Annotated in this window: 25 protein-coding genes; 14 read left to right on the top strand and 11 right to left on the bottom strand. The window is 72.7% G+C overall.

All coding sequences use genetic code 11. From position 1 onward, the window contains the following. Positions 1 to 966, bottom strand: a complete 966-nt coding sequence (locus L1785_RS21495) for a DUF2332 domain-containing protein (protein WP_236091299.1) — start codon at positions 964 to 966, stop codon at positions 1 to 3. Positions 967 to 1105: 139 nt separating this feature from the next. On the opposite strand from L1785_RS21495, the gene L1785_RS21490 reads away from it, so the two are divergent. The 11 genes from L1785_RS21490 to L1785_RS21440 all read left to right on the top strand — a co-directional run bounded on the left by L1785_RS21490 (position 1106) and on the right by L1785_RS21440 (position 10215). Beyond that, positions 1106 to 1576, top strand: a complete 471-nt coding sequence (locus tag L1785_RS21490) for a nucleoside deaminase (protein ID WP_236091298.1) — start codon at positions 1106 to 1108, stop codon at positions 1574 to 1576. Between the two features lie 166 nt (positions 1577 to 1742). After that, positions 1743 to 2804 (top strand): ABC transporter substrate-binding protein, encoded by a 1062-nt coding sequence (locus L1785_RS21485; RefSeq protein ID WP_236091297.1) that lies wholly within the window; start codon positions 1743 to 1745, stop codon positions 2802 to 2804. A 2-nt stretch (positions 2805 to 2806) separates the two neighbouring features. Beyond that, a complete protein-coding gene (locus L1785_RS21480; protein WP_236091296.1) occupies positions 2807 to 3673 on the top strand; it encodes an ABC transporter ATP-binding protein in 867 nt (288 codons plus the stop codon). Beyond that, positions 3666 to 4448 (top strand): ABC transporter permease, encoded by a 783-nt coding sequence (locus tag L1785_RS21475; RefSeq protein ID WP_236091295.1) that lies wholly within the window; start codon positions 3666 to 3668, stop codon positions 4446 to 4448. The genes L1785_RS21480 and L1785_RS21475 overlap by 8 nt, the downstream gene beginning before the upstream one ends. Beyond that, positions 4445 to 5287 (top strand): ABC transporter permease, encoded by an 843-nt coding sequence (locus L1785_RS21470; RefSeq protein ID WP_236091294.1) that lies wholly within the window; start codon positions 4445 to 4447, stop codon positions 5285 to 5287. Before L1785_RS21475 ends, L1785_RS21470 begins: the two co-directional genes overlap by 4 nt. Positions 5288 to 5291: 4 nt before the next feature. Further along, positions 5292 to 5858 (top strand): nucleotidyltransferase family protein, encoded by a 567-nt coding sequence (locus L1785_RS21465; RefSeq protein ID WP_236091293.1) that lies wholly within the window; start codon positions 5292 to 5294, stop codon positions 5856 to 5858. Between the two features lie 99 nt (positions 5859 to 5957). Next, the gene (locus tag L1785_RS21460; protein WP_236091292.1) at positions 5958 to 7244 is read left to right on the top strand and encodes a cytochrome ubiquinol oxidase subunit I; all 1287 of its coding nucleotides are present in this window, start codon (positions 5958 to 5960) and stop codon (positions 7242 to 7244) included. Then, positions 7241 to 7972 carry a cytochrome d ubiquinol oxidase subunit II gene (locus L1785_RS21455; protein ID WP_236091291.1) on the top strand — a complete coding sequence of 244 codons (732 nt, stop codon included), beginning with the start codon at positions 7241 to 7243 and terminating at the stop codon, positions 7970 to 7972. The genes L1785_RS21460 and L1785_RS21455 overlap by 4 nt, the downstream gene beginning before the upstream one ends. A gap of 46 nt (positions 7973 to 8018) precedes the next feature. Then, a complete protein-coding gene (locus tag L1785_RS21450) occupies positions 8019 to 8645 on the top strand; it encodes a hypothetical protein (protein WP_236091290.1) in 627 nt (208 codons plus the stop codon). Between the two features lie 59 nt (positions 8646 to 8704). Continuing rightward, complete coding sequence (gene recO, locus L1785_RS21445) at positions 8705 to 9433, top strand: DNA repair protein RecO (RefSeq protein ID WP_236091289.1); 729 nt, start codon at positions 8705 to 8707, stop codon at positions 9431 to 9433. Next, a complete protein-coding gene (locus tag L1785_RS21440) occupies positions 9430 to 10215 on the top strand; it encodes an isoprenyl transferase (RefSeq protein WP_236091288.1) in 786 nt (261 codons plus the stop codon). The genes recO and L1785_RS21440 overlap by 4 nt, the downstream gene beginning before the upstream one ends. A gap of 97 nt (positions 10216 to 10312) precedes the next feature. Here the strand turns inward: L1785_RS21440 and L1785_RS21435 are convergent, their stop codons facing one another. The 9 genes from L1785_RS21435 to L1785_RS21395 form a co-directional block, all read right to left on the bottom strand. Next, the gene (locus L1785_RS21435; protein ID WP_236091287.1) at positions 10313 to 11359 is read right to left on the bottom strand and encodes an iron-siderophore ABC transporter substrate-binding protein; all 1047 of its coding nucleotides are present in this window, start codon (positions 11357 to 11359) and stop codon (positions 10313 to 10315) included. A gap of 100 nt (positions 11360 to 11459) precedes the next feature. Further along, entirely contained in the window at positions 11460 to 12257 is a 798-nt protein-coding gene (locus L1785_RS21430; RefSeq protein ID WP_236091286.1) for an ABC transporter ATP-binding protein, read from the bottom strand. Further along, a complete protein-coding gene (locus tag L1785_RS21425; RefSeq protein ID WP_236091285.1) occupies positions 12254 to 13294 on the bottom strand; it encodes a FecCD family ABC transporter permease in 1041 nt (346 codons plus the stop codon). The genes L1785_RS21430 and L1785_RS21425 overlap by 4 nt, the downstream gene beginning before the upstream one ends. Positions 13295 to 13296: 2 nt before the next feature. Next, complete coding sequence (locus L1785_RS21420; RefSeq protein WP_236091284.1) at positions 13297 to 14346, bottom strand: FecCD family ABC transporter permease; 1050 nt, start codon at positions 14344 to 14346, stop codon at positions 13297 to 13299. 29 nt (positions 14347 to 14375) lie between these two features. Next, on the bottom strand, positions 14376 to 14750 hold the full coding sequence (locus L1785_RS21415; RefSeq protein WP_236091316.1) for a Fur family transcriptional regulator: 375 nt from the start codon (positions 14748 to 14750) through the stop codon (positions 14376 to 14378). Between the two features lie 44 nt (positions 14751 to 14794). Continuing rightward, entirely contained in the window at positions 14795 to 15718 is a 924-nt protein-coding gene (locus L1785_RS21410) for a metal ABC transporter permease (protein ID WP_236091283.1), read from the bottom strand. After that, complete coding sequence (locus L1785_RS21405; RefSeq protein ID WP_236091282.1) at positions 15715 to 16539, bottom strand: metal ABC transporter ATP-binding protein; 825 nt, start codon at positions 16537 to 16539, stop codon at positions 15715 to 15717. The genes L1785_RS21410 and L1785_RS21405 overlap by 4 nt, the downstream gene beginning before the upstream one ends. Continuing rightward, positions 16536 to 17537: a metal ABC transporter substrate-binding protein gene (locus L1785_RS21400; protein WP_236091281.1), complete on the bottom strand. Its 1002-nt coding sequence runs from the start codon at positions 17535 to 17537 to the stop codon at positions 16536 to 16538. Before L1785_RS21400 ends, L1785_RS21405 begins: the two co-directional genes overlap by 4 nt. A gap of 153 nt (positions 17538 to 17690) precedes the next feature. Next, a complete protein-coding gene (locus tag L1785_RS21395; protein ID WP_236091280.1) occupies positions 17691 to 19133 on the bottom strand; it encodes a glycine--tRNA ligase in 1443 nt (480 codons plus the stop codon). A gap of 132 nt (positions 19134 to 19265) precedes the next feature. On the opposite strand from L1785_RS21395, the gene L1785_RS21390 reads away from it, so the two are divergent. From L1785_RS21390 to amaB, 3 genes are read left to right on the top strand one after another with little or no spacing between them, the layout of a single operon-like run. Then, positions 19266 to 20462 (top strand): NAD(P)/FAD-dependent oxidoreductase, encoded by a 1197-nt coding sequence (locus tag L1785_RS21390; RefSeq protein ID WP_236091279.1) that lies wholly within the window; start codon positions 19266 to 19268, stop codon positions 20460 to 20462. Positions 20463 to 20515: 53 nt separating this feature from the next. Further along, positions 20516 to 21886, top strand: a complete 1371-nt coding sequence (gene hglS, locus L1785_RS21385) for a 2-oxoadipate dioxygenase/decarboxylase (RefSeq protein WP_236091278.1) — start codon at positions 20516 to 20518, stop codon at positions 21884 to 21886. After that, a complete protein-coding gene (amaB, locus tag L1785_RS21380) occupies positions 21883 to 23430 on the top strand; it encodes an L-piperidine-6-carboxylate dehydrogenase (protein ID WP_236091277.1) in 1548 nt (515 codons plus the stop codon). Before hglS ends, amaB begins: the two co-directional genes overlap by 4 nt. 148 nt (positions 23431 to 23578) lie before the next feature. Here amaB and L1785_RS21375 read toward each other — a convergent pair whose 3' ends face one another. Further along, positions 23579 to 23935 (bottom strand): DUF488 domain-containing protein, encoded by a 357-nt coding sequence (locus tag L1785_RS21375; RefSeq protein WP_236091276.1) that lies wholly within the window; start codon positions 23933 to 23935, stop codon positions 23579 to 23581. Between the last annotated feature and the right edge of the window lie 89 nt (positions 23936 to 24024).

Here is a 24024-nt window from a genome sequence, read left to right as displayed (position 1 = left end):
TCAGAGCATCCGCACCCAGCGCCCGTGCACCTCCGTGAGCGCGACCGGCTCCCCGTCCCGGGCGAGGATGAGCTGGGGCGCCGACCCCGCGGGAAGCCGCGCGGCGACGTCGGGCAGCACGGTCCAGCCCTCGTTGCTGAGCCACACCACCCGGTGCGCGGCGCTGAGCTCCCGCATCGTCGCAGCAAAGGCGGCCCGTCCCGCCGGGGTGAGGTAGGTGAGCACGGCGGAGTGCTGCACGACGACGGTGGCGCCCGCGGGCGCGCGGCTCACCAGGTGGGCGGTGCCCGTGAGGAGGTCGTCGGCGACCAGCAGCGGGGGGTCGGCGGCGACGACGCGCGCCGCGGCGCGCAGCGTGTCCACCCGGTCGGTGTGCTCCGGCCAGACGAGCGCCTCGAGCCAGGCCAGGTCCGCCGGGTCGCCGGCGTCGAGCGGGTTCAGATCGAGCCCGGCGCGCCAGACGACGTCGGGCACCCGGGTCGGGACGGGGCCCTCGATCGCGCAGGGGAGCAGCACGTCGCTCGGCCCGTCCGGCGGGTCGAGGCGCGTGGTGGCGACGCCGTCGTCGTAGAGGTACGAGTAGCGGTCCGGGTAGAGGCACAGCCCCGCGGACGCTCCCACCTCGACCAGGGCGATCGGCCCGGGGATCGCGGCGAGGGCGGGAAGGAGCGTCGCGCAGCGGCGCGGCTCGTTGGTCTGGGTGGACCGCGTGAGCATCTCGCGCGCGACCTCGGGCCAGGCGCCGAGCAGCCAGGCCCGCACCTCGGCCCAGGCGCCCGACGGCGCCCCCGCGAACCGGGCGGCCGCGAAGAGCAGGTGGGGCTGCCGCTTGGGCGCCGGCAGAGCGTCGAGCAGGGCGAGCACCTCCGGGTCGGCGGCGACGCCGTGGCCCCATTCCACGTAGGTGGGCGAGGAATCACGGGCCTGGTGCTCGGCGAGATGCGTATACAGCTCGGCGGTGTCCATACGGAAAAGGTATGCGCGGGGCGTCCGGGCAGTGCGGTGCGGAACGTCTGTCTCCAGTTCCAGGGAATCGGAAACTTGTGTTTCGTGGTGGTGACCTGGCCGTAACGCGCTCTTGATCCGCGGGTGCGAGCATCGGGACGTGAACACAGACGAGGAGTGGCTGCGGCAGGCCGTGGAGCTCGCGGTCGAGAACGTCGCCGCGGGCGGCGGTCCCTTCGGGGCATTGGTCGTGCGCGACGACGTCCCGGTCGCCTCCGGCGTCAACCGCGTCACCCGCGACCTGGACCCCACGGCGCACGCCGAGGTGGTCGCGATCCGGGCGGCGTGCCGTGCGCTCGGGACGTTCTCGCTGGCCGGGGCCACGCTGTACAGCTCCTGCGAGCCGTGCCCGCTGTGCCTGACCGCCGGGCTGTGGGCGCGCCTCGACCGGGTCGTGTACGCGGCCGACCGGCACGACGCCGAGCGCGCCGGCTTCGACGACCGGGAGTTCTACGACCTGCTCGAGACCGACCGGGAGACGTGGCCGAACCCGGTGACGGTCCTGCGTGTCGTCTCGGCGGCCGATCCCTTCGACGCGTGGCTGTCGAACACGGGGCGAACCCCCTACTGACGGTCGCTTTTGCCCGGCTTTTCCCGACCATCGATAACGATTCGATAGCGTCCGGTACCTTTTACGGCGGTGTAACCCAGCGACGCGGGCCGTGCAACGGCAGGTCCGTAGTCTGACGCGTCGTCAACAGGGGTTTCGGACACCAGAGCACACAGGAGAACCACACATGAAGCTTTCTCGTCCGGGCGCGCGTGGCGCGCGCCTCTCGGCGGTCGTCGCCGTCGCGGCGGCCGCGTCTCTCGCCCTGTCTGCGTGCGGGTCGAGCGAGGATGACGCGACAGGCGGCGACGAGGGTCTGGGTGACCTCACCGTCCAGCTCTCCTGGATCAAGAACGCCGAGTTCGCCGGTGAGTTCATGGCCGACTCGAAGGGTTACTACACGGACGCGGGCTTCAGCTCCGTCACGCTGAACGCCGGCCCGGGGGCCACCGAGAACCTCGTCGCCTCCGGCGAGGCCGACTTCGGCCTGACGAACGCGGTGACGGTCGGCCAGGTCGTCGCGAACGAGGAGGCCCCGATCAAGATCGTCGGCACCACGTTCCAGAAGAACCCGTTCACCATCCTGTCCCTCAAGGACGGCGGGAACATCGCGACGCCCGAGGACCTCAAGGGCAAGAAGATCGGCGTCCAGGACGGTGGCAACGCCCTGCTGTTCGCCGCGCTGCTCGCCGCCAACGGCATCTCCGAGGACGAGCTCACCATCGTCCCCGTCCAGTACGACCCGTCGCCGCTGGTCAACGGTGAGGTCGACGGCTTCCTCGCCTACGTGACCAACGAGTCGATCATCGTCGAGTCGCAGGGCCTGGCGGTCACCAACCTCCTGTTCGCCGAGAACGGCCTGCCGTTCGTCGCCGAGTCGATCATCGCGACCGACGAGACCATCGCCGAGCGTCCCGACGTCGTCAAGGCGTTCCTCGAGGCGGAGATCAAGGGCTGGAAGGACGCCTGCGCCGACGTCGAGGGCAGCGCGCAGTACGCCGTCGACACCTACGGCGAGGAGTTCGGCCTCGAGCTCGACAAGGAGATCGCGCAGAACTCCACCCAGTGCGAGACCCTGATCAACACCGACGAGACGGCCGAGAACGGGCTGTTCACGATCAGCGACTCGCTGCTCGAGCAGAACCTGACGACCTTCGAGGCCGCGGGCATCGACGTGGCCGCCGAGGACGTGTTCGACCTGTCCCTCCTCGAGGAGCTCCTCGAGGAGAAGCCGGAGCTCAAGGGCTGATCGTGACCGCTGACGTCACCACCGGTGCCGGCCACGCCCCTGCTGCGGGCGTGGCCGGCACCGGCCTCCACATCGCCAACCTGTCCAAGACGTTCGGCCTGGGCCGCAAGACCGTCAACGCCCTCGACGACGTCACCCTGCACACCGAGCAGGGCAGCTTCCTGTCGCTGCTCGGCCCGTCGGGCTGCGGCAAGTCGACCATCCTGCGGATCCTCGCGGGCCTCGACCAGCCCTCGTCGGGCACCGTGCGCGTCGACGGCAAGTCCCCGCTCGAGCTGCGCCGCGACCACGAGCTCGGCATCGCGTTCCAGGACTCCGCTCTGCTCCCGTGGCGTTCCGTCCTGTCGAACGTCCGCCTGCCGTTCGAGGTGTCCGGCCGGCCCGTGGACCACGAGCTCGTCTCCGAGCTGATCCGCCTCGTCGGCCTCGAGGGCTTCGAGAAGGCCCGCCCCGGCCAGCTGTCGGGCGGCATGCGCCAGCGCGCGTCGATCGCGCGCGCCCTCGTCGTCAAGCCCTCCGTCCTGCTCCTCGACGAGCCGTTCGGCGCGCTCGACGACATGACGCGGCAGCGCCTCAACCTCGAGCTGCTGCGCATCTGGACCGAGAAGCCCGCGACCACCCTCATGGTCACGCACGGCATCTCCGAGGCGATCTTCCTGTCCGACCAGGTCGCGGTCATGAGCCCGCGCCCCGGTCGCATCCAGGAGGTCATCGACGTCGACCTGCCGCGCCCGCGCACGCCCGAGATGATGCGCACGCCGGAGTTCCACGCCCTGCACGACCACGCCTCCGAGCTCCTCTTCGGGGGCGGCGGTCCGGCGGCCCAGGACGAGCCGGTGCCCGACGCCGAGGGCGGGGCCGATGTCTGACCGGCTCCGGCACTGGGCGTACGGCGGCGCAGGCCTGGCCGCCGTCGTCGGCGTCTGGTGGGTGCTGGCCGTCACCGTGTTCGGCGACAAGGCCATGCCGACCCCGCTCGGCGTGGTGCGCCAGTACGGCGTGGACGGCCTGCGGTTCTACGTGAACAACTTCTCGGGCACCGTCGAGGAGGCCGTCCTCGGCTTCCTCTGGGGCAACGGGCTCGCGCTCGGCCTCGCGTCGCTCGTGCTTCTCGTGCCGCGGTTCGAGACCGTGATCACGCAGGTCGCGGTCATCAGCTACTGCGTGCCCACCGTGGCGATCGTGCCGATCCTCTACATCGTGATCGGCCCGCCCGAGTCGGGTGACCCGTCCGGGACCGCCGTGGTGCTCGCGGCCCTGTCGGTGTTCTTCACCACCGTCGTGGGTGCCGTGCTGGGCTTCCGCTCCGCCGACCAGGCCGCTCTCGACGTGGTCAGCGTGTACGGCGGAGGCCGGTTGCGCCAGCTCCTCACGGTGCAGCTCGTCGCCGCGCTGCCCGCGATCGTCGCCGCGCTGCAGATCGCGGCGCCCGCGGCGTTCCTCGGCGCGATCCTGGGTGAGTACATCGGCGGCGTCGACCGGGGCGTCGGGCCCGCGCTCCTCGCCGCGGGACAGGGACTTCAGGTCGAGCGCGCGTGGGGGATCATGTTCGCCTGCGCGCTCGTGGCAGGCCTGGGCTACGGCGTGTTCGGCCTGCTCGGCCGCCTCGTCGCACCCTGGGCGAGCGGAAGGGGACGGGCATGATCGGGGTGACCACCTCGGTGAGCACCGCCGTCGGGCAGCGTGTGCGACCCGGGACCGGGCGCGCCGTCCTGAGCGGCGTCAGCCGGGCCCTCGGGACCGGGCTGCTGATGCTGGCGATCGTCGCGGTCGTGTGGGTCGTCTCGGTGCTGGTCGTGGACAACGCGTTCGTGGCCAAGGGGCCGCTCGACGTGGCCGAGTATCTCTTCGACAAGGACGATTCCGCGCAGACCCGGGCCACGATCCTCGACGCCCTCGGCGTCACCCTCGGCGACGCCGCGATCGGGTTCGTGGCCGGCATGCTCGTCGCGACGCTCGCGGCGGCGCTGATCGTGCTGTCGAAGCCCGTCGAGGCGACGGTGATGCCGGTCGCGCTCATCCTGCGCGCCGTGCCGCTCATCGCCCTGACGCCCGTGATCCGCCTGCTGTTCACGGACACCTTCACGCGCCTGGCGGTGATCAGCGGGATCGTCGTGCTGTTCCCCGCGCTCGTGAACATCGTGCAGGGGCTGCGGTCCGTGACGCCGCAGATGCGGGACGTGGTGCACGTGTACGGCGGCGGCGCCTGGTCCGTGCTGCTGCGCGTGGCCTTCCCCTCGGCGCTCCCCGCGCTGTTCGCGTCCGTCAGGATCTCCGTGCCGGGCGCGATCACGGGGGCGCTGCTCGCGGAGTGGCTCGTCACCGGCGAGGGGATCGGATCCTTGGTGGTCAACGCCGCCGGGCAGTCGCAGAACAACCTCGTGTGGGCGTGCGTGATCGTCGTGACCGTCGTGTCGCTCGCGCTCTACACGGTGGCGCAGGTGATCGAGTCGCTCGTGCTCGCCCGGTACGGGCAGCGCTGAGCGGATGACCGCCGTCGGCGTCGTGCTGGCCGCCGGTGCCGGGACCCGGTACGGCGGGCCGAAGGCGCTGGCCCGGACGGCTTCCGGGGAGCCGTGGGTGCAGCTCGCGTGCTCCGCGCTGCGGGCGGGGGGCTGCTCCGACGTGATCGTCGTGCTCGGCGCCCGTGCGGCCGAGATTGTGCCGCTCGTCCCGTCCTGGGCGGTGCCGGTGGTCGCCTCCGGCTGGTCCCGGGGCGTCTCGGCGTCGCTGCGGGCCGGCCTCGCGGCGGCCACGGCGACGTCGGCCGACGTCGCCGTCGTCACCCTCGTCGACCTGCCCGGCCTGCGGCCGGAGGCGGTCTCACGCGTGCTTCACGACGCGGGGCGCCCTGCCCTGCGGCGCGCCGTCTACGCCGGCCGTCCCGGGCACCCGGTGCTGCTGGGCCGGGACCACTGGACCGGCGTCTCGGCCTCGGTGACCGGCGACACGGGCGCCGGCCCGTACCTACGGGCGCACGGCGTCGCGGACGTCGACTGCACCGACCTCGGCGGGGGCGACGACGTCGACGAGCCCCCGACGCCGGGGCGGTAGGGCCAGCCCTACTCCTGCGCTCAGGGATGCCCCGGATTCACCCCTGGAAAGGGCCGCGAGCCCGCGCTTTCGGCGATTTGCGAACCTACGCTCGAAAGCGTGACCGCCGAAGACCTCGCCCGCCTGCAGTTCGCGTTGCTGGCCGCGATCCACTTCCTGTTCGTCCTGCTGACCCTGGGGCTCGGACCGGTCGTCGCCATCCTCGGGACCCGGTGGGCTGTCACGGGTAAGGCCGTGTTCGAGCGCGCGACGCGGTTCTGGGGGCAGATCTACCTCGTGAACTACGCGCTCGGCATCGCGGCCGGCATCGTCCTGGAGCTCCAGTTCGGGCTCCACTTCCCAGGCCTCCTCGACGTCGCGGGCGAGGTGTTCGGGGCGCCGCTCGCCGTCGAGACGATGGTGGCGTTCTTCCTGGAGTCGACGTTGCTCGGCCTGTGGGTCTTCGGCTGGCACCTGTTCCCGCGGTGGCTGCACGCAACCCTGTTCTGGCTCGTCGTGCTGACCGGCTACGCCTCCGCCTTCACGGTGATGGTCGCGAACGGGTTCCTGCGCAACCCCGTCGGGTTCGAGCTGGTCGACGGAGTCGCGCGCATCACCGACCCGGCGGCCCTGATCCTCAACCCGGCCGCCCTCGTCTCGTCGTTCCACGTGCTCGGCGCGTGCCTCATCGCGGGCGGGTTCGTGCTGGTGGGGGTCAGCGCGTCGCGGCTGCGCCGGCACGCGTCCGCGGGGGGCAAGGTGTCCGCCGACGTCGACGAGGACGTGTGGCGCCGCTCGATGCGTGCGGGGATCTGGACGGGCCTGATCGGCGCGCTGATCGCCACCGGCTTCGGGTACGCGCAGTTCTCGTACCTCGACACGGACGCATCGATGGCCACCTACCCCGGCCTGGTGGGCTCGGGCTGGGCGATCATGGAGATGTTCGCGAACCTTGCCGCGCTCGCGGGCTGGGTGCTCGCGCTGCTGCTGATCCGGAACGCGTTGTTCCGCCTCCGGCCCGGACTGCGCCACGGGCTCTACCGGGTGATGGCGGTGCTGGTCCCGGCTCCGTTCGTGGTCGCGATCCTCGGCTGGCTCTCCCGCGAGCTGGGCCGCCAGCCGTGGGTCGTCACGGGGGTGCTGCGCACGTCCGACGTCGTCTCCGGCCAGCCCGCCTCCGCGGTGCTGGTGTCTCTCGTGGCGCTCGTCGGGATCATGGCGACGCTGGCCGTCCTCGACTGGTGGGTGCTCACCCGCCTCGCGGCCAGGGGTACGGAGCGGCTCGTGCTCGGCGCGCCACCGGGGGAGGTCCTGCGCGACGACGGCGCGGGAGCCGACGTGCTGCTGCGGTTCGGCGTCGGCGGTCCTGCCGGTGTGAGCGGCGCCGCGCCGGAGGTGGCCCGATGAGCGCGCCGGCGTGGGGGGTGCTGCTCACGGCGCTGCTCGTGGGCTGGGTGGTGCTCGACGGGGCGGTCCAGGGGGTGGGTGCCTCCCTGCTGCGGCCCGGCCGCACCGCGGAGGAGCGCCGTCTGCTGCTGGCGGCGGTGGGGCCGCTCCTGCTCCCGGGGGAGGTGTGGCTCATCGCCGCCGCGGGGGTGCTGCTCGGCGCGTTCCCGCACGCCGAGTCGGAGCTGGCAGCGGCGGGTTACCCGGCCGTCGTCGCGCTGGTCGCCTCCTGGGCGGTGCGCGACGCCGGGTTCTGGCTGCGCAGCCGGCGGACGTCCGTGGCGTGGCGCCGTCGGTGGGACCGGGCGATCGTCGTCTCGAGCACGCTGCTCTCCGCGAGCTTCGGCGCGCTGCTCGGCGTCGCGTGGGGCAACGCCGTCGCGGCGGTGGTGCTGGCGGTGGTCGCCGTCGTGCTGGCCGGCGTGCACGGGCGCGCTGTGGCGGCGCGCCGCCTCGGCATGACGGCGCGGCTGCCGCTGTGGCTCACGTCGGGTGCGGTGGCGGCGCCGGTGGTGGCGACGATGGCGGTCGCGTGGCCGCACCTGATGGACGGCGCGGTGTCGCAGGAGGCGCTGCGCGGGCTGGGGATCATGATCCTCGCCGCGCTGCCGGCCCTGCTGCTCGCGCAGGGGGCGGCGTGGTGGATGGTGGCGCGCCGCCTGGGTCCGAAGGACGTCGTGTTCTTCTGATCAGGTCCGCCTGAGTGTCGGTGGATACCGGTAATATTCAGACACCATGACGCTGAAGAACCGCATCCTGCTCGCGTCGCTCGGCGCGCTCGCCACGGCTCTCACCACGCAGTTCGCGGGCCCGCTGCCCGAGTTCCTCGTGTGGCTCCTCGGCACCGGCGGCGCCGCGACGTTCCTGAGCGCGCTCGTGCTGCCGACCGACACGAAGCACCCGCCGGTGCACAGCCTGACGATCATCGACAAGGGGTACCTCACGCCCGCCGAGGTGCACGCGATCCTCGGGATCCTGCCGCCTTCGGGCATCGGGATGCTCGAGGCGCGCGGCGCCCAGTGGACCGTCGCGCGGCACGTCGCGAAGTGGCGGGCCGACCGCGTCGTCGACGTCCTCGAGCAGCAGGGTGTCGAGTCGGTCCGCGAGCGCGACGCCCTCTCCGTGCTGCAGTGGGTCGGCGTGAACATCCTGCCCGCGTTCGTGGGCCTGATGCTGCTCGTGCCGCTCCTCGCCCTCGTGCGGTTCGGCGAGATCGGCTCGAACTTCCTGCAGGCGTTGCTGTTGTTCGCGGTGTGGGCGGCGGTCGCGCTGGCGACCCGCGCGGTCCTGGAGCGGTACGTGATCCACCGTGCGGTGTGGGAGCCGGAGCTGACGTCGAAGGGCACGTTCGTCGAGCGCTGACGGCAGCTCTCTTCGGCACGGCGGACCGGGATGTCAGTGAGGCCTGGGAGAATGGTCCCGTGCCCCTGTACCGAGACGACGCGATCGTTCTCCGAGCCCAGAAGCTGGGCGAGGCGGACCGCATCGTCACGCTCCTGACGCGCGAGCACGGCAAGGTCCGGGCCGTCGGGAAGGGCGTGCGGCGCACGTCGTCGCGGTTCGGCGCCCGCCTGGAGCCGTTCATGGTCGTGGACCTCCAGCTGCACACGGGCCGCAACCTCGACACGGTGACGCAGGCGGAGACCATCGGTCCGTACGCGCGCGCGATCTGCGAGGACTACGCCCTGTACACGGCGGGCACGGCGATGCTCGAGGCCGCGGACAGGCTCGTCGACGCCGAGCACGAGCCGTCGGTGCAGCAGTACTGGCTCCTGGCCGGCGGGCTGCGGGCGCTCGCGGAGCGGCACCACGACTCCGGCCTGGTCCTCGACTCGTACCTCCTGCGCGCGCTCGCCGTCGCCGGCTGGGCGCCGAGCTTCACGGACTGCGCCCGCTGCGGCGAGCCCGGCCCGCACCACGCCTTCAACGTGTCGCAGGGCGGCGCGGTCTGCAGCCGCTGCCGGCCGCCGGGCTCCCCGGCACCGGCTCCCGAGACCTTCGCCCTGCTCGCCGCGCTGCTCGCGGGCGAGTGGGACGTCGCCGACGCGTCCGTCGCCCGGCACCGCAAGGAGGCGAGCGGCCTCGTCGCCGCCTACAGCCAGTACTACCTGGAGAGAACGTTGCGATCCCTGAGAATGGTGGAGCGGTGACGACCCACGCCAAGCCCTACCCGCACGCCGGCGGTGCCACGCCGCCCGCGGTCCCGCCGGAGCTGGTTCCGCAGCACGTCGCGGTCGTCATGGACGGCAACGGCCGGTGGGCCAACGCGCGGGGCCTGCCGCGCACCGAGGGGCACAAGGCCGGCGAGGCCGCGCTCCTGGACGTCGTCGCCGGCTGCGTCGAGATCGGCGTGAAGCACATCTCCGCCTATGCGTTCTCCACGGAGAACTGGAAGCGTTCGCCCGACGAGGTGCGCTTCCTCATGGGCTTCACGCAGGACGTCATGCGGCGGCAGCTCGAGACCATGGCGTCCTGGGGCGTGCGGATCCGCTGGTCGGGGCGCCGCCCGAAGCTGTGGGCGTCGGTGATCCGGGTCCTGGAGGAGTGCGAGGTCACCACCCGCGACAACGACGTGTGCACGCTCACCATGTGTGTGAACTACGGCGGGCGGGCGGAGATCGCTGACGCGACGGCCGCGATCGCCCGCGAGGTCGCGGCGGGCCGGCTCGACCCGCGCAGGATCACCGAGAAGACCATCCAGCAGCACCTGTACCTGCCGGACATGCCGGACGTGGACCTGCTGATCCGCACGGGCGGCGAGCAGCGCACGTCCAACTTCCAGATGTGGGAGGCCGCGTACGCCGAGCTGGTGTTCCTGGCGGAGCCGTGGCCGGAGGTGGACCGCACGCACCTGTGGCGGGCGGTCGAGGAGTTCGCGAAGCGCGACCGCCGCTACGGCGCGGCGATCGACGCGATGGCGAAGGCGAAGTAGTCGCAGTGACGCCGAAGTAGTCAGCCCGTCCTGGTCCGCACAAGGCAAGCCTCATGCAGGACGAGGACGGGCTGACTACTTCGGCGTCTGCCTCAGATCACTCCGCGACGATCGGCGCGAGGTCCTCGGCCAGCTTGGCCACACCGTCGGGCCAGCTGTACGACAGGGCGGTGGGCGGCGAGACGGACGACACGTTCACCGTGCCGACGACCTGCGCGACCTTGCCTGCGGCGAAGGCCGGGATGGCCTGCAGCTCAGCACGCGTCGGCAGTGCCGCCGCCTCCTCCTCGGTGTAGGTGTAGGCGACGATCACGTCGGACTGGAGCTTGTCGAGCTCCTCGTAGGACAGCGTGTAGAAGAAGCCGCCGTCGGAGGTGTCGAGCTCGTCGACGGCCGGGGCGGTCTCGAAGCCGAGGGCCTCGAGGAACGCCGCGCGGGGGTCGAGCGACGTGTAGACGTAGATCAGGCCCTCGGACGGGCTGTCGACGATCGCGGCGACCGTCTTGCCCTCGAACTCGGGGTGCTCGGCGGCGATCCCGCCGGTGAACTCGTCGACGCCCGCGAGGACGTCCTCGCCCGCGGCGCTGCGGCCCAGGGCCTGCGCGGTGATCGAGATGGTCTCGTCCCACGGCGTCGTCCAGGCGGCCTCCGGGTACGCGACGACGGGCGCGATCTCCGAGAGCAGGTCGTACTGCTCCTGCGTGAGGCCCGAGTACGGCGCGATGATCACGTCCGGGGCGACCTCGACGAACTCCTCGTAGGGCACGGACGCGCCCGCCTCGGGGTCGCTCAGGACGACGGGAAGCTCGGCGTCGGCCTCCGTGTAGGCGGCCTCCACCCAGGGCAGGAGGTTGCCCTCGCCGACGGTCCAGACCTGCTCGGCGACGGCCACGGGGTAGACGCCGACGGCGAGCGCGGCCTCGGTGGAGCCCCAGCCCCAGGTGGCGACGCGCTCGGGCGCGGCCTCGAGGGTGGTCTCGCCGAAGGCGTGCTCGATCGTGATCGGGAACTCGTCGGTGGCGCCGGACGCGTCGGCGGACGGGGTGGCCTCGCCGCCACCGTCGGTCGACGAGCAGCCTGCGAGGGCGAGGGCGGTCGCGGCCACGAGGCCCGCGATCGCGGTGAGGGAACGGCGAGGACGCACGGGTTCTCCAGGTTCAGGGGTGGTCAGGGTGAGGCAAGCCTAACCTCACCACCGGGCAATTAGGTCACGAGATCGTGACGAAATGCCGATGTGCCGCACATCACGCGCCGTGGAACCGCCCCACCGGCACCACGAGCGGCGACCCGGACACCGGGTCGCGTACGACCTGCGCCTCCAGCCCGAAGGCGCGCAGCACGACGTCCTGCGTGAGGACCACGTCGGGCGCCCCCTCGGCGACGATCTGCCCGGCCGACATCACCACGAGGTTGTCGGCGTACCGGGAGGCGAGGTTGAGCTCGTGCAGGACCATCGCGACGGTGGTGCCCCGCGTCCGGTTGAGCTCGGTGAGCAGGTCGAGCAGGTCGAGCTGGTGGCGCACGTCGAGGAAGGTCGTGGGCTCGTCCAGCAGGACGATGTCGGTCTGCTGCGCGAGCACCATCGCGATCCAGACGCGCTGCCGCTGGCCGCCGGAGAGCTCCTGGACCTGCCGGTCGGCGAGGTCTGCCGTGCCGGTCGACTCGAGCGCGGCGAGCACCACCGCGTCGTCGTCGGACGAGTGCCGCCCGAACCAGCCCTGGTGCGGGTACCGCCCGCGGCCCACGAGCTCGGCGACGCGGACGCCGTCGGGCGCGATGGAGGACTGCGGGAGCATGCCGACGCGGCGCGCGAGCTCGCGCCGCGGCATCCGCGAGACATCGTCCTCGCCGAGCGTGACCCGGCCGGCCTCCAGGGGGTGCAGGCGCGCCAGGCCGCGCAGCAGCGTCGACTTGCCGCACGCGTTCGGCCCGACGATCGCCGTGATGCGCCCCGGCGGGATCACCAGGTCGAGGCCGTCGATCACGCGGCGCCCGTCGTAGCCGAGGCTGACGCCTTCGGCCCGCAGCGCGAGGTCGCTCATGCGGCGCTCCTCTTGTCGTTCGTGGCGAGCAGCCACAGCAGGTAGGGGGCGCCGACCAGGCCGGTCACGATGCCGACGGGTGCGCCGACGCCGAACAGGGCGTGCTGGCCGGCGAGGTCGGAGACCAGGACGAGGACGGCGCCGGTCGCGGCCGACGGGAGCAGGGCGGCCCCGCCGTCGTCCACGAGGCGGCGCGCGATCGCGGGCGCGACGAGCGCGACGAACGCGATGGGCCCGGCGAACGACGTGGCCAGGGCGACCAGGGCGACGGCGAGCAGCAACGAGCCGACGCGCGCCGCGTCGACGTGCACGCCGAGCGCGCGGGCGTTGTCGTCGCCGAGCGCGAGCGGGCCCTGGGTGCGGGAGACCAGCGCGACGCCGAGGGCCAGGATCGCGACCCCGCCGGCGAGCAGGCCGAGCTCCTCGCCGCGGACGTCCGACACGCTGCCTACGGTCCACAGCAGCGCCGACTGCGCCTCGCGCACGTCGGCGCGCGCGAGGAGCCAGGCCAGGACCGACGAGCACAGGTAGGCGAGGCCCACGCCGACCAGGACGAACCGCACCGAGTGCAGGCCCCGCCGCCAGGCGAGGAACCAGATGGCGACCGCGACGGCGCTCGCGCCGAGGAACGCGAAGCCGGACACCGTGAGCCCCGTCAGGCCCAGCCCGAGGAGCGCCCAGACGGCGCCCAGGCTCGCGCCCGAGGCGATGCCGAGGATGTCGGGGGACGCAAGGGGGTTGCGCAGCGTCGACTGGAACAGCGCGCCCGCCAGGCCGAACGCGGCGCCGACCAGCAGCGCCGCCTCCACCCGCGGCAGCCGGAGCCGGTGCACGATGAACACGTCCTTCGCGTCGCCCGCTCCGAGCAGCGCGAGCAGGGCGCGCCCCGGCGGCAGGGACGCCGCCCCGAGGGTGAGCGCGAGGGTCGCCAGGGCGACCCCGAGCACGAGGAAGGTCGCCAGGACCAGAACGAGCCTGCGGCGCCGGGCGACGCGGAGGCGCCCGACGGCGGTCGGCGCGTCAACCGTGGAGGTCATGCTCACACCCCCGCCACGGTGCGGCCGCGCGCGACGGCGACGAGGACGGGGGCGCCGATGAGGGCGGCGACCACGCCGGCCTCGAGCTCGGTGTGCGGCAGGACCAGCCGGCCGATCACGTCCGCCCCGAGGAGCATCACGGGGCCGAGCATGGCGGCGAGCGCCGTGATCCAGCGGTAGTCCGTGCCGACCAGGCGGCGGGCCGCGTGCGGCACCGCCAGCCCGACGAGCGCGATCGGGCCGGCCAGCGCGGTCGCTGTGCCCGCGAGCAGCACGACCGCCACACCGGCGAGGGTGCGGGTGGTGCCGACGCGCTGGCCGAGGGCACGGGCGACGTCGTCGCCGAGCGCGAGCATGTTGAGGCGGTGCGCCAGCGCACCCGCCAGGACCGCGCCGACCGCGACGAACGGCCACAGGGCGGCGATCGTGTCCAGCCCACGGCCGGTCAGCGACCCGACGGCCCAGAACCGGTACAGGTTGAACGCGGTGGGGTCCCGCAGCAGGACGAGCGTGATGAGGGGTGTGATGAGCGCCGTGACCGTGGCGCCCACGAGTGCCAGCCGGACGGGCTGTCCCGCGCCGATCGAGAAGACGAGGGCCGCGGCCGCGGCGGCGCCGAGGAACGCGAACCACACGTAGCCGGCGGGAGCGGTGATGCCGAGCAGCCAGAACGCGCACACGACCGCCAGCGAGGCGCCCGCGTTGAGGCCGAGGAGGCCCGGGTCCGCGATCGGGTTGCGTGTCACGCCCTGGACGAGGGTGCCCGCCAGCCCGAGGGCGGCCCCGGCCGCGAGGCCTACGCCCGTGCGCGGCAGGCGCTGCTCGAGCACCACGCGGTGGTCCTGGTTCCCGGTGACCGGAGCCGTGAGCGCGTTCCACACCTCGGTCGGCAGGATGTCGCGCACCCCGAGCGCGAGGCTCGCCAGGATGATCACCAGCAGGCAGGCCAACGCCGTGAGCAGTGCGAGCGTCCGGCGCCGGGCGCGCTGACGCACCAGGTCGGGGCGGGGACGGGTCACCTCACCGGAGGTCTCGCGAGGTGAGGTAAGCATTGCCTAATTCTCACACAATGCTGCGAGTGCTAGGCACGGCAGTCGGCGCAGGTGCCCCACAGCTCGACCGTGTGGTCGATGTCGGAGAAGCCCTGCGCGGCACCCACCTTCGCGGCCCACGCCTCGACGGTGGGACCGTCGATCTCGACCGTGCGGCCGCACACCCGGCACACCAGGTGGTGGTGGTGCTCGCGGCGCGTGCAGCGGCGGTACAGGCTCTCGCCCTCGTCGTTGCGGAGCACGTCGACCTCGCGGGCCTCGGCCAGCGCCTGCAGCGTGCGGTACACCGTGGCCAGGCCGACCGAGTCGCCGCGGGTGCGCAGCTCTTCGTGGAGCTGCTGGGCGGAGCGGAAGTCGTCGAGCCCGTCGAGGGCCTCCACGACGGCCGCTCGCTGGCGGGTCATCCGCGGCGCCGGCTGGGCGGGGACGGGGAGCGGCGGGGCGGCGTTCACGAGCAGGCCTCCTTGGTGGCGCCCGGCCCGATCTCGACGTCGTCCGGGATGTCGGGGTGCGGGTCGCCCGTCGCCGGGCGGCGGGTCAGGAGCGGCCGCGCCACCGACACGACGACGTAGACCGCGATCGCGAGGACGACGATCATGGCGCCCGGGGAGACGTTGTTCCAGTACGTGATCGACAGGCCGGTCACGCACACGACGACGCCCACGGCGCTCGCGGTGAGCATCGTGCGGCCGAACGCGTGCGTGACCTGCTGCGCCACCGCGACCGGCACGATCATCAGCGCGCTCACGAGGAGCAGGCCCACCACGCGCATCGCGACCGTGACGGTGAGCGCGGCGACGACGGCGACCGCCGCGTTGAGCACCCAGACGGGCAGCCCGGACGCCGTCGCGAACTCCTCGTCGTGGCTCACGGCGAACAGGGCGGCCCGCAGGCCGAGGCCGACGCCGAGCACCACCGCCGACAGCACGACGGTCAGCACGAGGTCCGTCTCGGACACCGTCGAGATCGAGCCGAACAGGTACTGCATCAGGTTGCCGGACGACCCGCCCGCGATGCCGATGAGCAGCACGCCGCCGGCGATCCCGCCGTAGAACATGATGGCGAGCGCCAGGTCGCCGGAGGTGCGGCCACGGCGGCGCACGACCTCGATGAGCAGCGAGCCCACGACCGCGGCGACGATCGCGCCCGGGATCGCCAGGACGTCGTCGGACGCCAGGCCGAGCGCCGAGCCGACGAGCCAGCCGAGCGCCACGCCCGTCAGGGCCACGTGGCCGATGCCGTCGCCGAGCAGCGACAGCTTCCGCTGGACGAGGTAGGTGCCCACGACGGGCGCGCTGAGGCCGACGAGCAGCGCCGCCACCAGGGCGCGCTGCATGAACGGGTCGCTCAGCATGAGGGTCAGCTCGTTCATCGTCCCACCACCGGTTCGGTCAGGCCCGGCTCCGGCAGGGCGGGCCGCGGCTCGGCCGCGTGCGGGTGCACGTGCTGGTGCCCGACGCCGTCGTGGTCGCCACGGGCGGTCGGCGGCGCCCCGTCGTGCACCACCTTCCCGTGGCGCAGCACGACCGCCCGTGTGACGAGGGGTGCGAGCTCGCCCAGCTCGTGCAGCACGACGAGGACCGTGAGGCCGTCGGTGACGAGGTGGCGCATCGTCTCGGCGAACGCCTCCTGGCTCGGCCGGTCGACGCCGGCGACCGGCTCGTCGAGGATCAGCAGGTCCGGGCGGCGGACGAGGGCGCGGGCGATCAGGACGCGCTGCTGCTGCCCGCCGGAGAGCACGTGGCAGGGGTCGTGCGCCCGGTCGGCGAGGTCCACCTGCGCGAGCGCGTCGTGGACCTGGTCGCGCCAGCCGCGCGGCAGCCAGAGGCGGCGGCCGTGCAGCAGGCCCGAGGCCACGACCTCCTGGGCCGTGGACGGGACGCCCGACCCGGCGCCGACCCGCTGCGGGACGTAGCCGACGCGCTCCCAGGGCACGCGGTCCGCCCACAGGGTGGAGCCGAGCACCTGCACCGTCCCCTCGGACGGAGGCGTCACGCCGACGACCGACTTCACGAGCGTCGACTTGCCGGAACCGTTCGCGCCCAGCAGCGCGACCACCTCGCCGCGGCGGACCGTCAGGTCGATGCCCCGCAGGATGTGGCTCGCGCCGGCGCGCACGTGCAGCCGGGAGACCTGCACGACGGGGGTGCCGTCAGGTGCGTCGGCGCTGCCGGCTCCGGCGGTCGGCTTCATGAGCAGACGAGTCCTTCCTCGAGCGCCGCGAGGTTGCCCTGCATGACGCTGACGTAGTCCTCACCGGCCGCCGCGGCCTCCGTGTCGATGCCCTCGAGCGGGTCGAGGGTAGCGGTGCGGACGCCGAGGTCTCCGGCGAGGGTCTCGGTGACCTTGGGGCTGACCAGGGTCTCGGAGTACAGGGTAGTGACTCCGTGCTCGCGCACGACATCGCCGATCTCGCGGAGGCGGGCGGGGGAGGGCTCGGCCTCGGGGTCGAGCTCGCTGATGCCGACCTGCTGGAGGGAGTAACGCTCGGCAAGGTAGCCGAATGCCGTGTGGCTCGTCACCAGGGTGGCACCCTCGCACGCGGCGAGGCCGTCCGCGAACTCCTGGTCGAGCGCCTCGAGCTTCTGGCCGAGGCTCGCGGCACCGGCCGCGTACTCGTCCGCGTGCTCGGGGTCGGCCTCGGTGAGGGCGTCGGCCACGGCCTGCCCGACGACGGAGAGCCGGCTCGGGTCGAGCCAGAAGTGCGGGTCGAGACCGCCGTGGTCGTCGTGGCCCTCTTCCGCCTCCTCGCCCTCGTGCTGCTCTTCCTGCGCGTGGTCCTCGACCGTGCCCGGGTGCTCCTCGAGCTCGACGACGCCGGCCGCGTCCACGACGTGCGCGGGCTGCCGTGCCTCGACGCCCTCGTCGACGGCCGCCTGGAAGCCGGACAGGTAGACCACGACGTCGGCCTCGCCGATGGCGCGGACCTGGGTGGGGGAGAGCTCGAGGTCGTGCGGCTCGGCGGCGGGGGGCGTGAGGTTCTCGACTGTCACGAGGTCGCCGCCGACCTGCTGGGCGACGAACTGGAGCGGGTAGAACGACGCGAGCACGGTGATGCCGTCATCCCCGCCTGCTGCGGCTGCGCTGTCACCGTCGGCCGGAGCGGCGCAGGCAGTGAGGCCCGCCGCCGCGGCAAGAGTGCCGGAGAGGGCGAGGGCGAGGGACTTTCGGGCAGGGGGGCGCGTCAGCATGAGAACGATTCTCAGCCGCGATGAGAATGATTGTCAAATTGACTGCTCGGGGATGCAACTCCTGACCGGCTGCTCCGCGTCGCCCGCCGGGACCTCGCGGAGCGCTGAGGCCCGTCCCGGCGGACCGGGACGGGCCTCGTTGCAGGCAAGGCGTCAGGCGCCGACCAGGTGACCCGCCAGGTAGCCCACGACCTTGTCGAGCGACACGCGCTCCTGCGCCATGGAGTCGCGGTGGCGGATCGTCACGGCGTGGTCCTCGAGCGTGTCGAAGTCGACCGTCACGCAGAACGGCGTGCCGATCTCGTCCTGACGCCGGTAGCGGCGGCCGATGGCCCCGGCGTCGTCGAAGTCGACGTTCCAGTTCTTGCGCAGCTCGGCCGCGAGGTCCTTGGCCTTGGGCGAGAGCGCCTCGTTGCGCGAGAGCGGCAGCACCGCGACCTTGACCGGCGCGAGTCGCGGGTCGAGACGCAGGACCGTGCGCTTGTCGACCCCGCCCTTGGTGTTGGGCGCCTCGTCCTCGGCGTACGCCTCGACGAGGAACGCCATGAGGGACCGGGTCAGGCCCGCAGCCGGCTCGATGACGTACGGGTAGTACTTCTCGTTCGACACCGGGTCGCGGTACATGAGGTCCTTGCCGGAGTGGTCCGAGTGCGTCCGCAGGTCGAAGTCCGTGCGGTTCGCGATGCCCTCGAGCTCGCCCCACTCGCTGCCCTGGAAACCGAAGCGGTACTCGATGTCCACGGTGCGGGTCGAGTAGTGGGAGAGCTTGTCCTTCGGGTGCTCGTAGTGGCGCAGGTTGTCACGGGTGATGCCGAGGTCCACGTACCAGTCGGTCCGCAGGTCGATCCAGTACTGGTGCCAGGTCTCGTCCGTGCCGGGCTCGACGAAGAACTCCATCTCCATCTGCTCGAACTCGCGCGTGCGGAAGATGAAGTTGCCGGGGGTGATCTCGTTGCGGAACGACTTGCCGATCTGGCCGATGCCGAACGGCGGCTTCTTGCGCGCGGTCCCGGCGACGTTCGCGAAGTTGACGAAGATGCCCTGCGCGGTCTCGGGCCGCAGGTAGTGCAGGCCGGACTCGTCCTCGACGGGGCCGAGATACGTCTTGAGCATCATGTTGAAGTCGCGGGGCTCGGTCCACCGACCGCGCGTGCCGCAGCTGGGGCACGCGATCTCGGCGAGACCGGTCTCGGGGACGCGGCCCTTCTTCTCCTCGAACTCCTCGAGGAGGTGGTCCTCGCGGAAGCGCTTGTGACAGGAGAGGCACTCGGTGAGCGGGTCGGTGAACACGCCGACGTGGCCGGAGGCGACCCACACCTCGCGCGGCAGGATCACGGACGAGTCGAGGCCGACGATGTCGTCGCGGCTCGTGACCATCGCACGCCACCACTGGCGCTTGATGTTCTCCTTGAGCTCGACGCCGAGGGGCCCGTAGTCCCAGGCCGAGCGCGTTCCGCCGTAGATCTCGCCCGAGGGGAAGACGAAACCTCGCCGCTTGGCGAGAGAGACGACGGCGTCGAGCTTGGCGGTCGCAGACGGCACACTGGCCACGGGTTCACTCCAGGTCGGGTACGGGCTCACGCATGACGCCGGCATGCGCACGCGGGAGCCGTGAATCGGATGGCGAACAGCCTACCCGGCGCCCCGTGGTCGGCCTCGCGGAATTCCGCTGTCGTGCGGTCCGGCGGCAGGCCGACGCGCCGCGACAGCGCGTGGCAGGATGCAGCCATGACCGGATCGACCGACCCGAGCACCCGTCGAGAGGGTCCGCTCCCACGGCAGGCAGAGGTGGTCGTCGTCGGCGGGGGAGCGATGGGAACGTCCGTCGCGTTCCACCTCGCCGAGGCCGGCGCCGACGTGCTCCTCGTGGAGGCGTTCGAGCTCGCGTCGGGCAGCTCCGGCAAGCCGATCGGCGGGGTGCGGGCCCAGTTCTCCGACCCTGCGAACATCGACCTCGGGAACCGCAGCCTGGCGCTGTACGAGGACTTCGCGAACCGGCCGGGCGCGGACATCGGGCTCCAGCAGCCCGGCTACCTGTTCCTCCTCCCGGCGGACGAGGACGTCGCCGTGTTCACGGAGTCGGTCGCGATGCAGAACGCGCGCGGTGTCGCGAGCCGCATGCTCACGGTCGACGAGGCCTGGCGGCTCAACCCGTACATCGACCCGTCGCGGTTCGCCGGTGCGGCCTACGCCGCCCGCGACGGGTTCGCCCGCCCGCACGCCGTCGTCCACGGCTACGCCGAGGGGGCCGAGCGCCACGGGGCGACGATCCGCACGCACTGCGCCGTGACCGACATCGAGGTGCGCGGCGAGGACGTCGTCGCCGTCTGGACGGAGCAGGGGCGGGTGCGCACGAGCGCCGTCGTGCTGTGCACCGGGGCCTGGACCCGCCGGGCGGGCGAGCTCGCCGGCCTGGACCTGCCCGTCGACCCGTACCGCCGCCAGATCGGCTTCACGCCGCCGCTGGACCCGGCCCCGCCGCGTATCCCGTTCACCATCGACTACGGCAGCACGTTCTACTTCCACAACGCGGAACCGGACGGCCTCCTGCTCGGCATCGCCGACCCCGACACACCGATCGCGTTCGACACGGAGTACGACCCGGGCTGGCTGCCGCTGCTGCAGCGCGCCGCGTGGGCGTGCGCGCCCGCCCTCGGCGACGCGGCGATCGCGCACGGCTGGGCCGGCCTCTACGAGATGACGCCCGACCGCAACGCGCTGATCGGCGAAGCCGCCGGGCTCAGCAGGGTGCTGTACGCCGCCGGCTTCTCGGGGCACGGCTTCCTGCAGGCGCCCGCCGTCGGCGAGGTCGTGCGCGACCTGTACACCGGGCGGGAGCCCGCGATCGACGTGTCGGGCTTCAGCGCCGACCGCTTCGCCAGCGGGTCGTCTGCGCCCGGGAACCACGAGACCTACATCGTCTGAGTGCCGGTCACCGACGACCGGCACTCGCGAGGAAGACCGAGGAAGGCAGAGAGATGACGTTTCACGAGCCGTGGCAGCTGCGCGCGGCGTTCGCCCGCAGCCTGTCCGACATGTACGGCACCGAGGTGCCCGCCTACACGACGCTGCTGGAGGTGTCGCACGAGGTCAACGCCGACTTCGTCGCGGCGCACGGGGCCGACGCCGAGCGGCTCGGCTCCATCGACCGCGTCACCGCCGAGCGGCACGGCGCGATCCGCGTCGGCACGCCCGCCGAGATCGCGCAGGTCGCCCGCATCTTCGGCGCGATGGGCATGCACCCCGTCGGCTTCTACGACCTGCGCGACGCCTCCGCCAGCTCGGTCCCGGTCATCTCGACGGCGTTCCGCCCGGTGGACCGCGACGAGCTCGCGCGCAACCCGTTCCGCGTCTTCACGTCCATGCTGGTCACGGGCGACCGGCGCTTCTTCACCGAGGACCTCGAGCACCGCCTCGATGCTTTCCTCGCCAAGCGCACGCTCTTCGGGCCGGAGCTGCTGGCGTTCGCCGACCGCGCCGAGGCGGAGGGCGGTCTGCCCGATGACGCCGCCGCGGAGTTCCTGCGGCTCGCCACCGAGGCGTTCGAGCTGTCCACCGAACCCGTGGACCAGGCCTGGTACCGCGAGCTGGAGGCGGTGTCCGCCGTCGCCGCGGACATCGGCGGCGTCGCGAGCACCCACATCAACCACCTGACGCCCCGCGTCCTCGACATCGACGACCTGTACTCCCGCATGGAGGCGCGCGGCATCACGATGATCGACGCGATCCAGGGCCCGCCGCGCTGGGAAGGGCCGGACGTGCTGCTGCGGCAGACGTCGTTCCGCGCACTCGCCGAGCCACGGACGTTCCGCACGCCCGACGGCGAGATCGTCCAGGACTCCCTGCGCGTCCGCTTCGGCGAGGTCGAGGCGCGCGGCATCGCGCTGACCCGCGCGGGCCGGGCCGCCTACGACGCGGCCGTGATCGAGGTCGACGAGCGCTCGGCCGGGCTCGCCGAGGCGGAGCGGCAGGAGGTCGCCCGCGAGGTCTGGGCCAAGACGTTCCCCACCACGGAGTCCGCGCTCGCCGACCAGGACCTGGGATACTTCACCTATGAGGTGACCGGCGGCGCCGTGCACCGCGAGCCCGTCGTCTACGAGGACTTCCTGCCCCGCTCCGCCGCCGGCATCTTCCAGTCCAACCTCACCGACGAGGGGTCGAAGGACTCCTCGCAGGAGGCGACCGAGCGTGACGCCGACTGGATGTCGGGCGCGCTCGGCCGTGAGCTGAACGACCCGTTCGAGCTCTACGCCCGGCAGGTCGAGCAGTCCCTGCAGGTCGCCGCCACGACCCTCGGCGTCGACCCCGCCACCCTGTCCGCATCCACCACCCCAGGAGCACCGGCATGACCGCCACCACCCAGTCCACCGACCTCACCGCAGACCTGCGCGCCACGGCGCTCGCGGCCCTGGAGCGCCTCGGCGCGACGGTCCCGGTCGCCGCCGACGGCGAGGAGGGCCTGCCTGTCGTCTCGCCGCTGTCCGGCCGCAGCCTGCTGACGCTGCGGCGAGACGGCGCACCCGAGGTGAGCTCCGCCGTCGGGCAGGCCGCCGAGGCGTTCCGGACGTGGCGCTCCGTGCCCGCGCCCGTGCGCGGGCAGCTCATCAAGCGCCTGGGCGAGCTCCTGACCGAGCACAAGGCCGACCTGGCCGAGCTCGTCACGATCGAGGCGGGCAAGATCCGCAGCGAGGCCCTGGGCGAGGTCCAGGAGATGATCGACATCTGCGACTTCGCCGTGGGACTGTCCCGGCAGGTCGGCGGTCGCACCATGCCGTCGGAGCGGCCCGGCCACCGCCTCATGGAGACCTGGCACCCGCTCGGGGTCGTCGGCGTGATCAGCGCGTTCAACTTCCCCGTCGCGGTGTGGTCGTGGAACACGGCCGTCGCGCTGGTCTGCGGTGACACCGTCGTGTGGAAGCCGTCGGAGAAGACGCTGCTCTCGGCGATCGGTGCCGCCGCCCTGCTCGACCGGGCGCTCGCCGAGGCCGGGTTCCCCGCCGGCGTCGCGCGGCTGGTCCTCGGCGAGCGCGAGGCGGGCGAGGCGCTCGTCGCCGACCCGCGGGTGGCGCTGGTCTCCGCGACCGGCTCCGAGCGTATGGGCGCGCAGGTCGCGCCGGTGGTCGCCGGCCGCATGGGCCGGCTCCTCCTCGAGCTCGGCGGCAACAACGCCGCGGTCGTGGCGCCGTCGGCCGACCTCGACCTCGCGACGCGCGGCATCGTGTTCTCGGCGGCCGGCACCGCCGGCCAGCGCTGCACCTCGATGCGCCGCCTGATCGTGCACGAGTCGGTCGTCGACGACCTGGTGGCGCGTCTCGTCCGTGCCTACGGCAACCTGCAGGTCGGGGACCCGCGTGCGGAGGGCATCCTCGTCGGCCCGCTCGTCGACGGCGGGGCGCGCGAGCGCATGCTCGCCGCGCTCGAGGAGGCCGTGGCCGACGGCGGCGAGGTGCTCGTGGGCGGCTCCCCGGTCGACGTGCCCGGCGCCGACGACGCCGCCTACGTGCGGCCGACGATCGTGCGCATGCCCGAGCAGACGGACGTGGTGCGGCGCGAGACGTTCGCGCCGATCCTCTACGTCATGACCTACTCGTCGCTCGACGAGGCGGTCGCCCTCCACAACGACGTGCCGCAGGGCCTGTCGTCGTCGATCTTCACGCTCGACGCGCGCGAGGCCGAGACGTTCATGTCGGAGGCGGGGTCGGACTGCGGCATCGTGAACGTCAACATCGGCACCTCGGGCGCGGAGATCGGCGGCGCGTTCGGCGGCGAGAAGTCCACCGGTGGCGGTCGCGAGTCCGGCTCCGACGCGTGGAAGCAGTACATGCGCCGCGCCACGAACACGATCAACTACTCGACGGAGCTCCCGCTCGCGCAGGGTGTGAGCTTCGGCTGACGCTGACGCCGCCCCCTCGACGACGAACGCTCGAGACCACCTCCGGGTCGTTCTAGCGGTGACTAGAGCGACCTGCAGGTGGTCTCTAGCGTTCCCCCTCCCGGCCAATGACCCCGCCGCGCGGACGCCGACCACAGCCTCCAGATCGTCAGCGTGCGTGCTCCGCGAGATGGTCGCGGAGCACGGCCGCGTGGTTCCGCTCCGGGTCGTGAGCGGCGAACAGCAGAGTGACGCGCTCGTGGTCGCGGCCGAGTGCGAGGAGATGGTCGACGGCCGGGTTGTCGTCGAGCTCGGCGCGGTACCGGTCGGCGAAGCCGTCCCACTCGCCGGTCGCCGCCCGGTGCCAGGCGGTGCGCAGGTCGGGTGACGGGGCGGCGTCCTTGGCCCACTCGTCGAGCGCGGCCCGCTCCTTGGTCAGCCCGCGCGGCCACAGGCGGTCGACGAGCACCCGGTAGCCGTCGTCCGGTGCGGGCGGCTCGTAGACGCGTCTGGTCACGAAGGTCATGGCCACCTCTCACCCTTCTTGTCTCCTGGTCGGGTGAGCCGGCGGTTCCGCTCCGGGCGAGGGCCTCGTTCCTCGGCCCGCACCCTGCG

Origin of the sequence: Antribacter soli (assembly GCF_021568775.1) — a bacterium.
In the GTDB taxonomy this organism is placed as follows: Bacteria; Actinomycetota; Actinomycetes; order Actinomycetales; family Cellulomonadaceae; genus Antribacter; species Antribacter soli.
This window is presented reverse-complemented; position numbering and strand designations above follow the sequence as displayed.

What these genes read in the sequence shown, in the direction of transcription:
- L1785_RS21465 (WP_236091293.1), top strand. Translation starts at nt 5,292, where the DNA reads ATGACCGCCGTCGGCGTCGTGCTGGCCGCCGGTGCCGGGACCCGGTAC.
- L1785_RS21495 (WP_236091299.1), bottom strand. Translation starts at nt 966, where the DNA reads ATGGACACCGCCGAGCTGTATACGCATCTCGCCGAGCACCAGGCCCGT.
- amaB (WP_236091277.1), top strand. Translation starts at nt 21,883, where the DNA reads ATGACCGCCACCACCCAGTCCACCGACCTCACCGCAGACCTGCGCGCC.
- L1785_RS21390 (WP_236091279.1), top strand. Translation starts at nt 19,266, where the DNA reads ATGACCGGATCGACCGACCCGAGCACCCGTCGAGAGGGTCCGCTCCCA.
- L1785_RS21450 (WP_236091290.1), top strand. Translation starts at nt 8,019, where the DNA reads ATGACGCTGAAGAACCGCATCCTGCTCGCGTCGCTCGGCGCGCTCGCC.
- L1785_RS21400 (WP_236091281.1), bottom strand. Translation starts at nt 17,537, where the DNA reads ATGCTGACGCGCCCCCCTGCCCGAAAGTCCCTCGCCCTCGCCCTCTCC.
- L1785_RS21420 (WP_236091284.1), bottom strand. Translation starts at nt 14,346, where the DNA reads ATGCTTACCTCACCTCGCGAGACCTCCGGTGAGGTGACCCGTCCCCGC.
- L1785_RS21395 (WP_236091280.1), bottom strand. Translation starts at nt 19,133, where the DNA reads ATGCCGGCGTCATGCGTGAGCCCGTACCCGACCTGGAGTGAACCCGTG.
- L1785_RS21405 (WP_236091282.1), bottom strand. Translation starts at nt 16,539, where the DNA reads ATGAAGCCGACCGCCGGAGCCGGCAGCGCCGACGCACCTGACGGCACC.
- L1785_RS21475 (WP_236091295.1), top strand. Translation starts at nt 3,666, where the DNA reads ATGTCTGACCGGCTCCGGCACTGGGCGTACGGCGGCGCAGGCCTGGCC.
- L1785_RS21425 (WP_236091285.1), bottom strand. Translation starts at nt 13,294, where the DNA reads ATGACCTCCACGGTTGACGCGCCGACCGCCGTCGGGCGCCTCCGCGTC.
- L1785_RS21415 (WP_236091316.1), bottom strand. Translation starts at nt 14,750, where the DNA reads ATGACCCGCCAGCGAGCGGCCGTCGTGGAGGCCCTCGACGGGCTCGAC.
- L1785_RS21485 (WP_236091297.1), top strand. Translation starts at nt 1,743, where the DNA reads ATGAAGCTTTCTCGTCCGGGCGCGCGTGGCGCGCGCCTCTCGGCGGTC.
- hglS (WP_236091278.1), top strand. Translation starts at nt 20,516, where the DNA reads ATGACGTTTCACGAGCCGTGGCAGCTGCGCGCGGCGTTCGCCCGCAGC.
- L1785_RS21410 (WP_236091283.1), bottom strand. Translation starts at nt 15,718, where the DNA reads ATGAACGAGCTGACCCTCATGCTGAGCGACCCGTTCATGCAGCGCGCC.
- L1785_RS21455 (WP_236091291.1), top strand. Translation starts at nt 7,241, where the DNA reads ATGAGCGCGCCGGCGTGGGGGGTGCTGCTCACGGCGCTGCTCGTGGGC.
- L1785_RS21430 (WP_236091286.1), bottom strand. Translation starts at nt 12,257, where the DNA reads ATGAGCGACCTCGCGCTGCGGGCCGAAGGCGTCAGCCTCGGCTACGAC.
- L1785_RS21375 (WP_236091276.1), bottom strand. Translation starts at nt 23,935, where the DNA reads ATGACCTTCGTGACCAGACGCGTCTACGAGCCGCCCGCACCGGACGAC.
- L1785_RS21470 (WP_236091294.1), top strand. Translation starts at nt 4,445, where the DNA reads ATGATCGGGGTGACCACCTCGGTGAGCACCGCCGTCGGGCAGCGTGTG.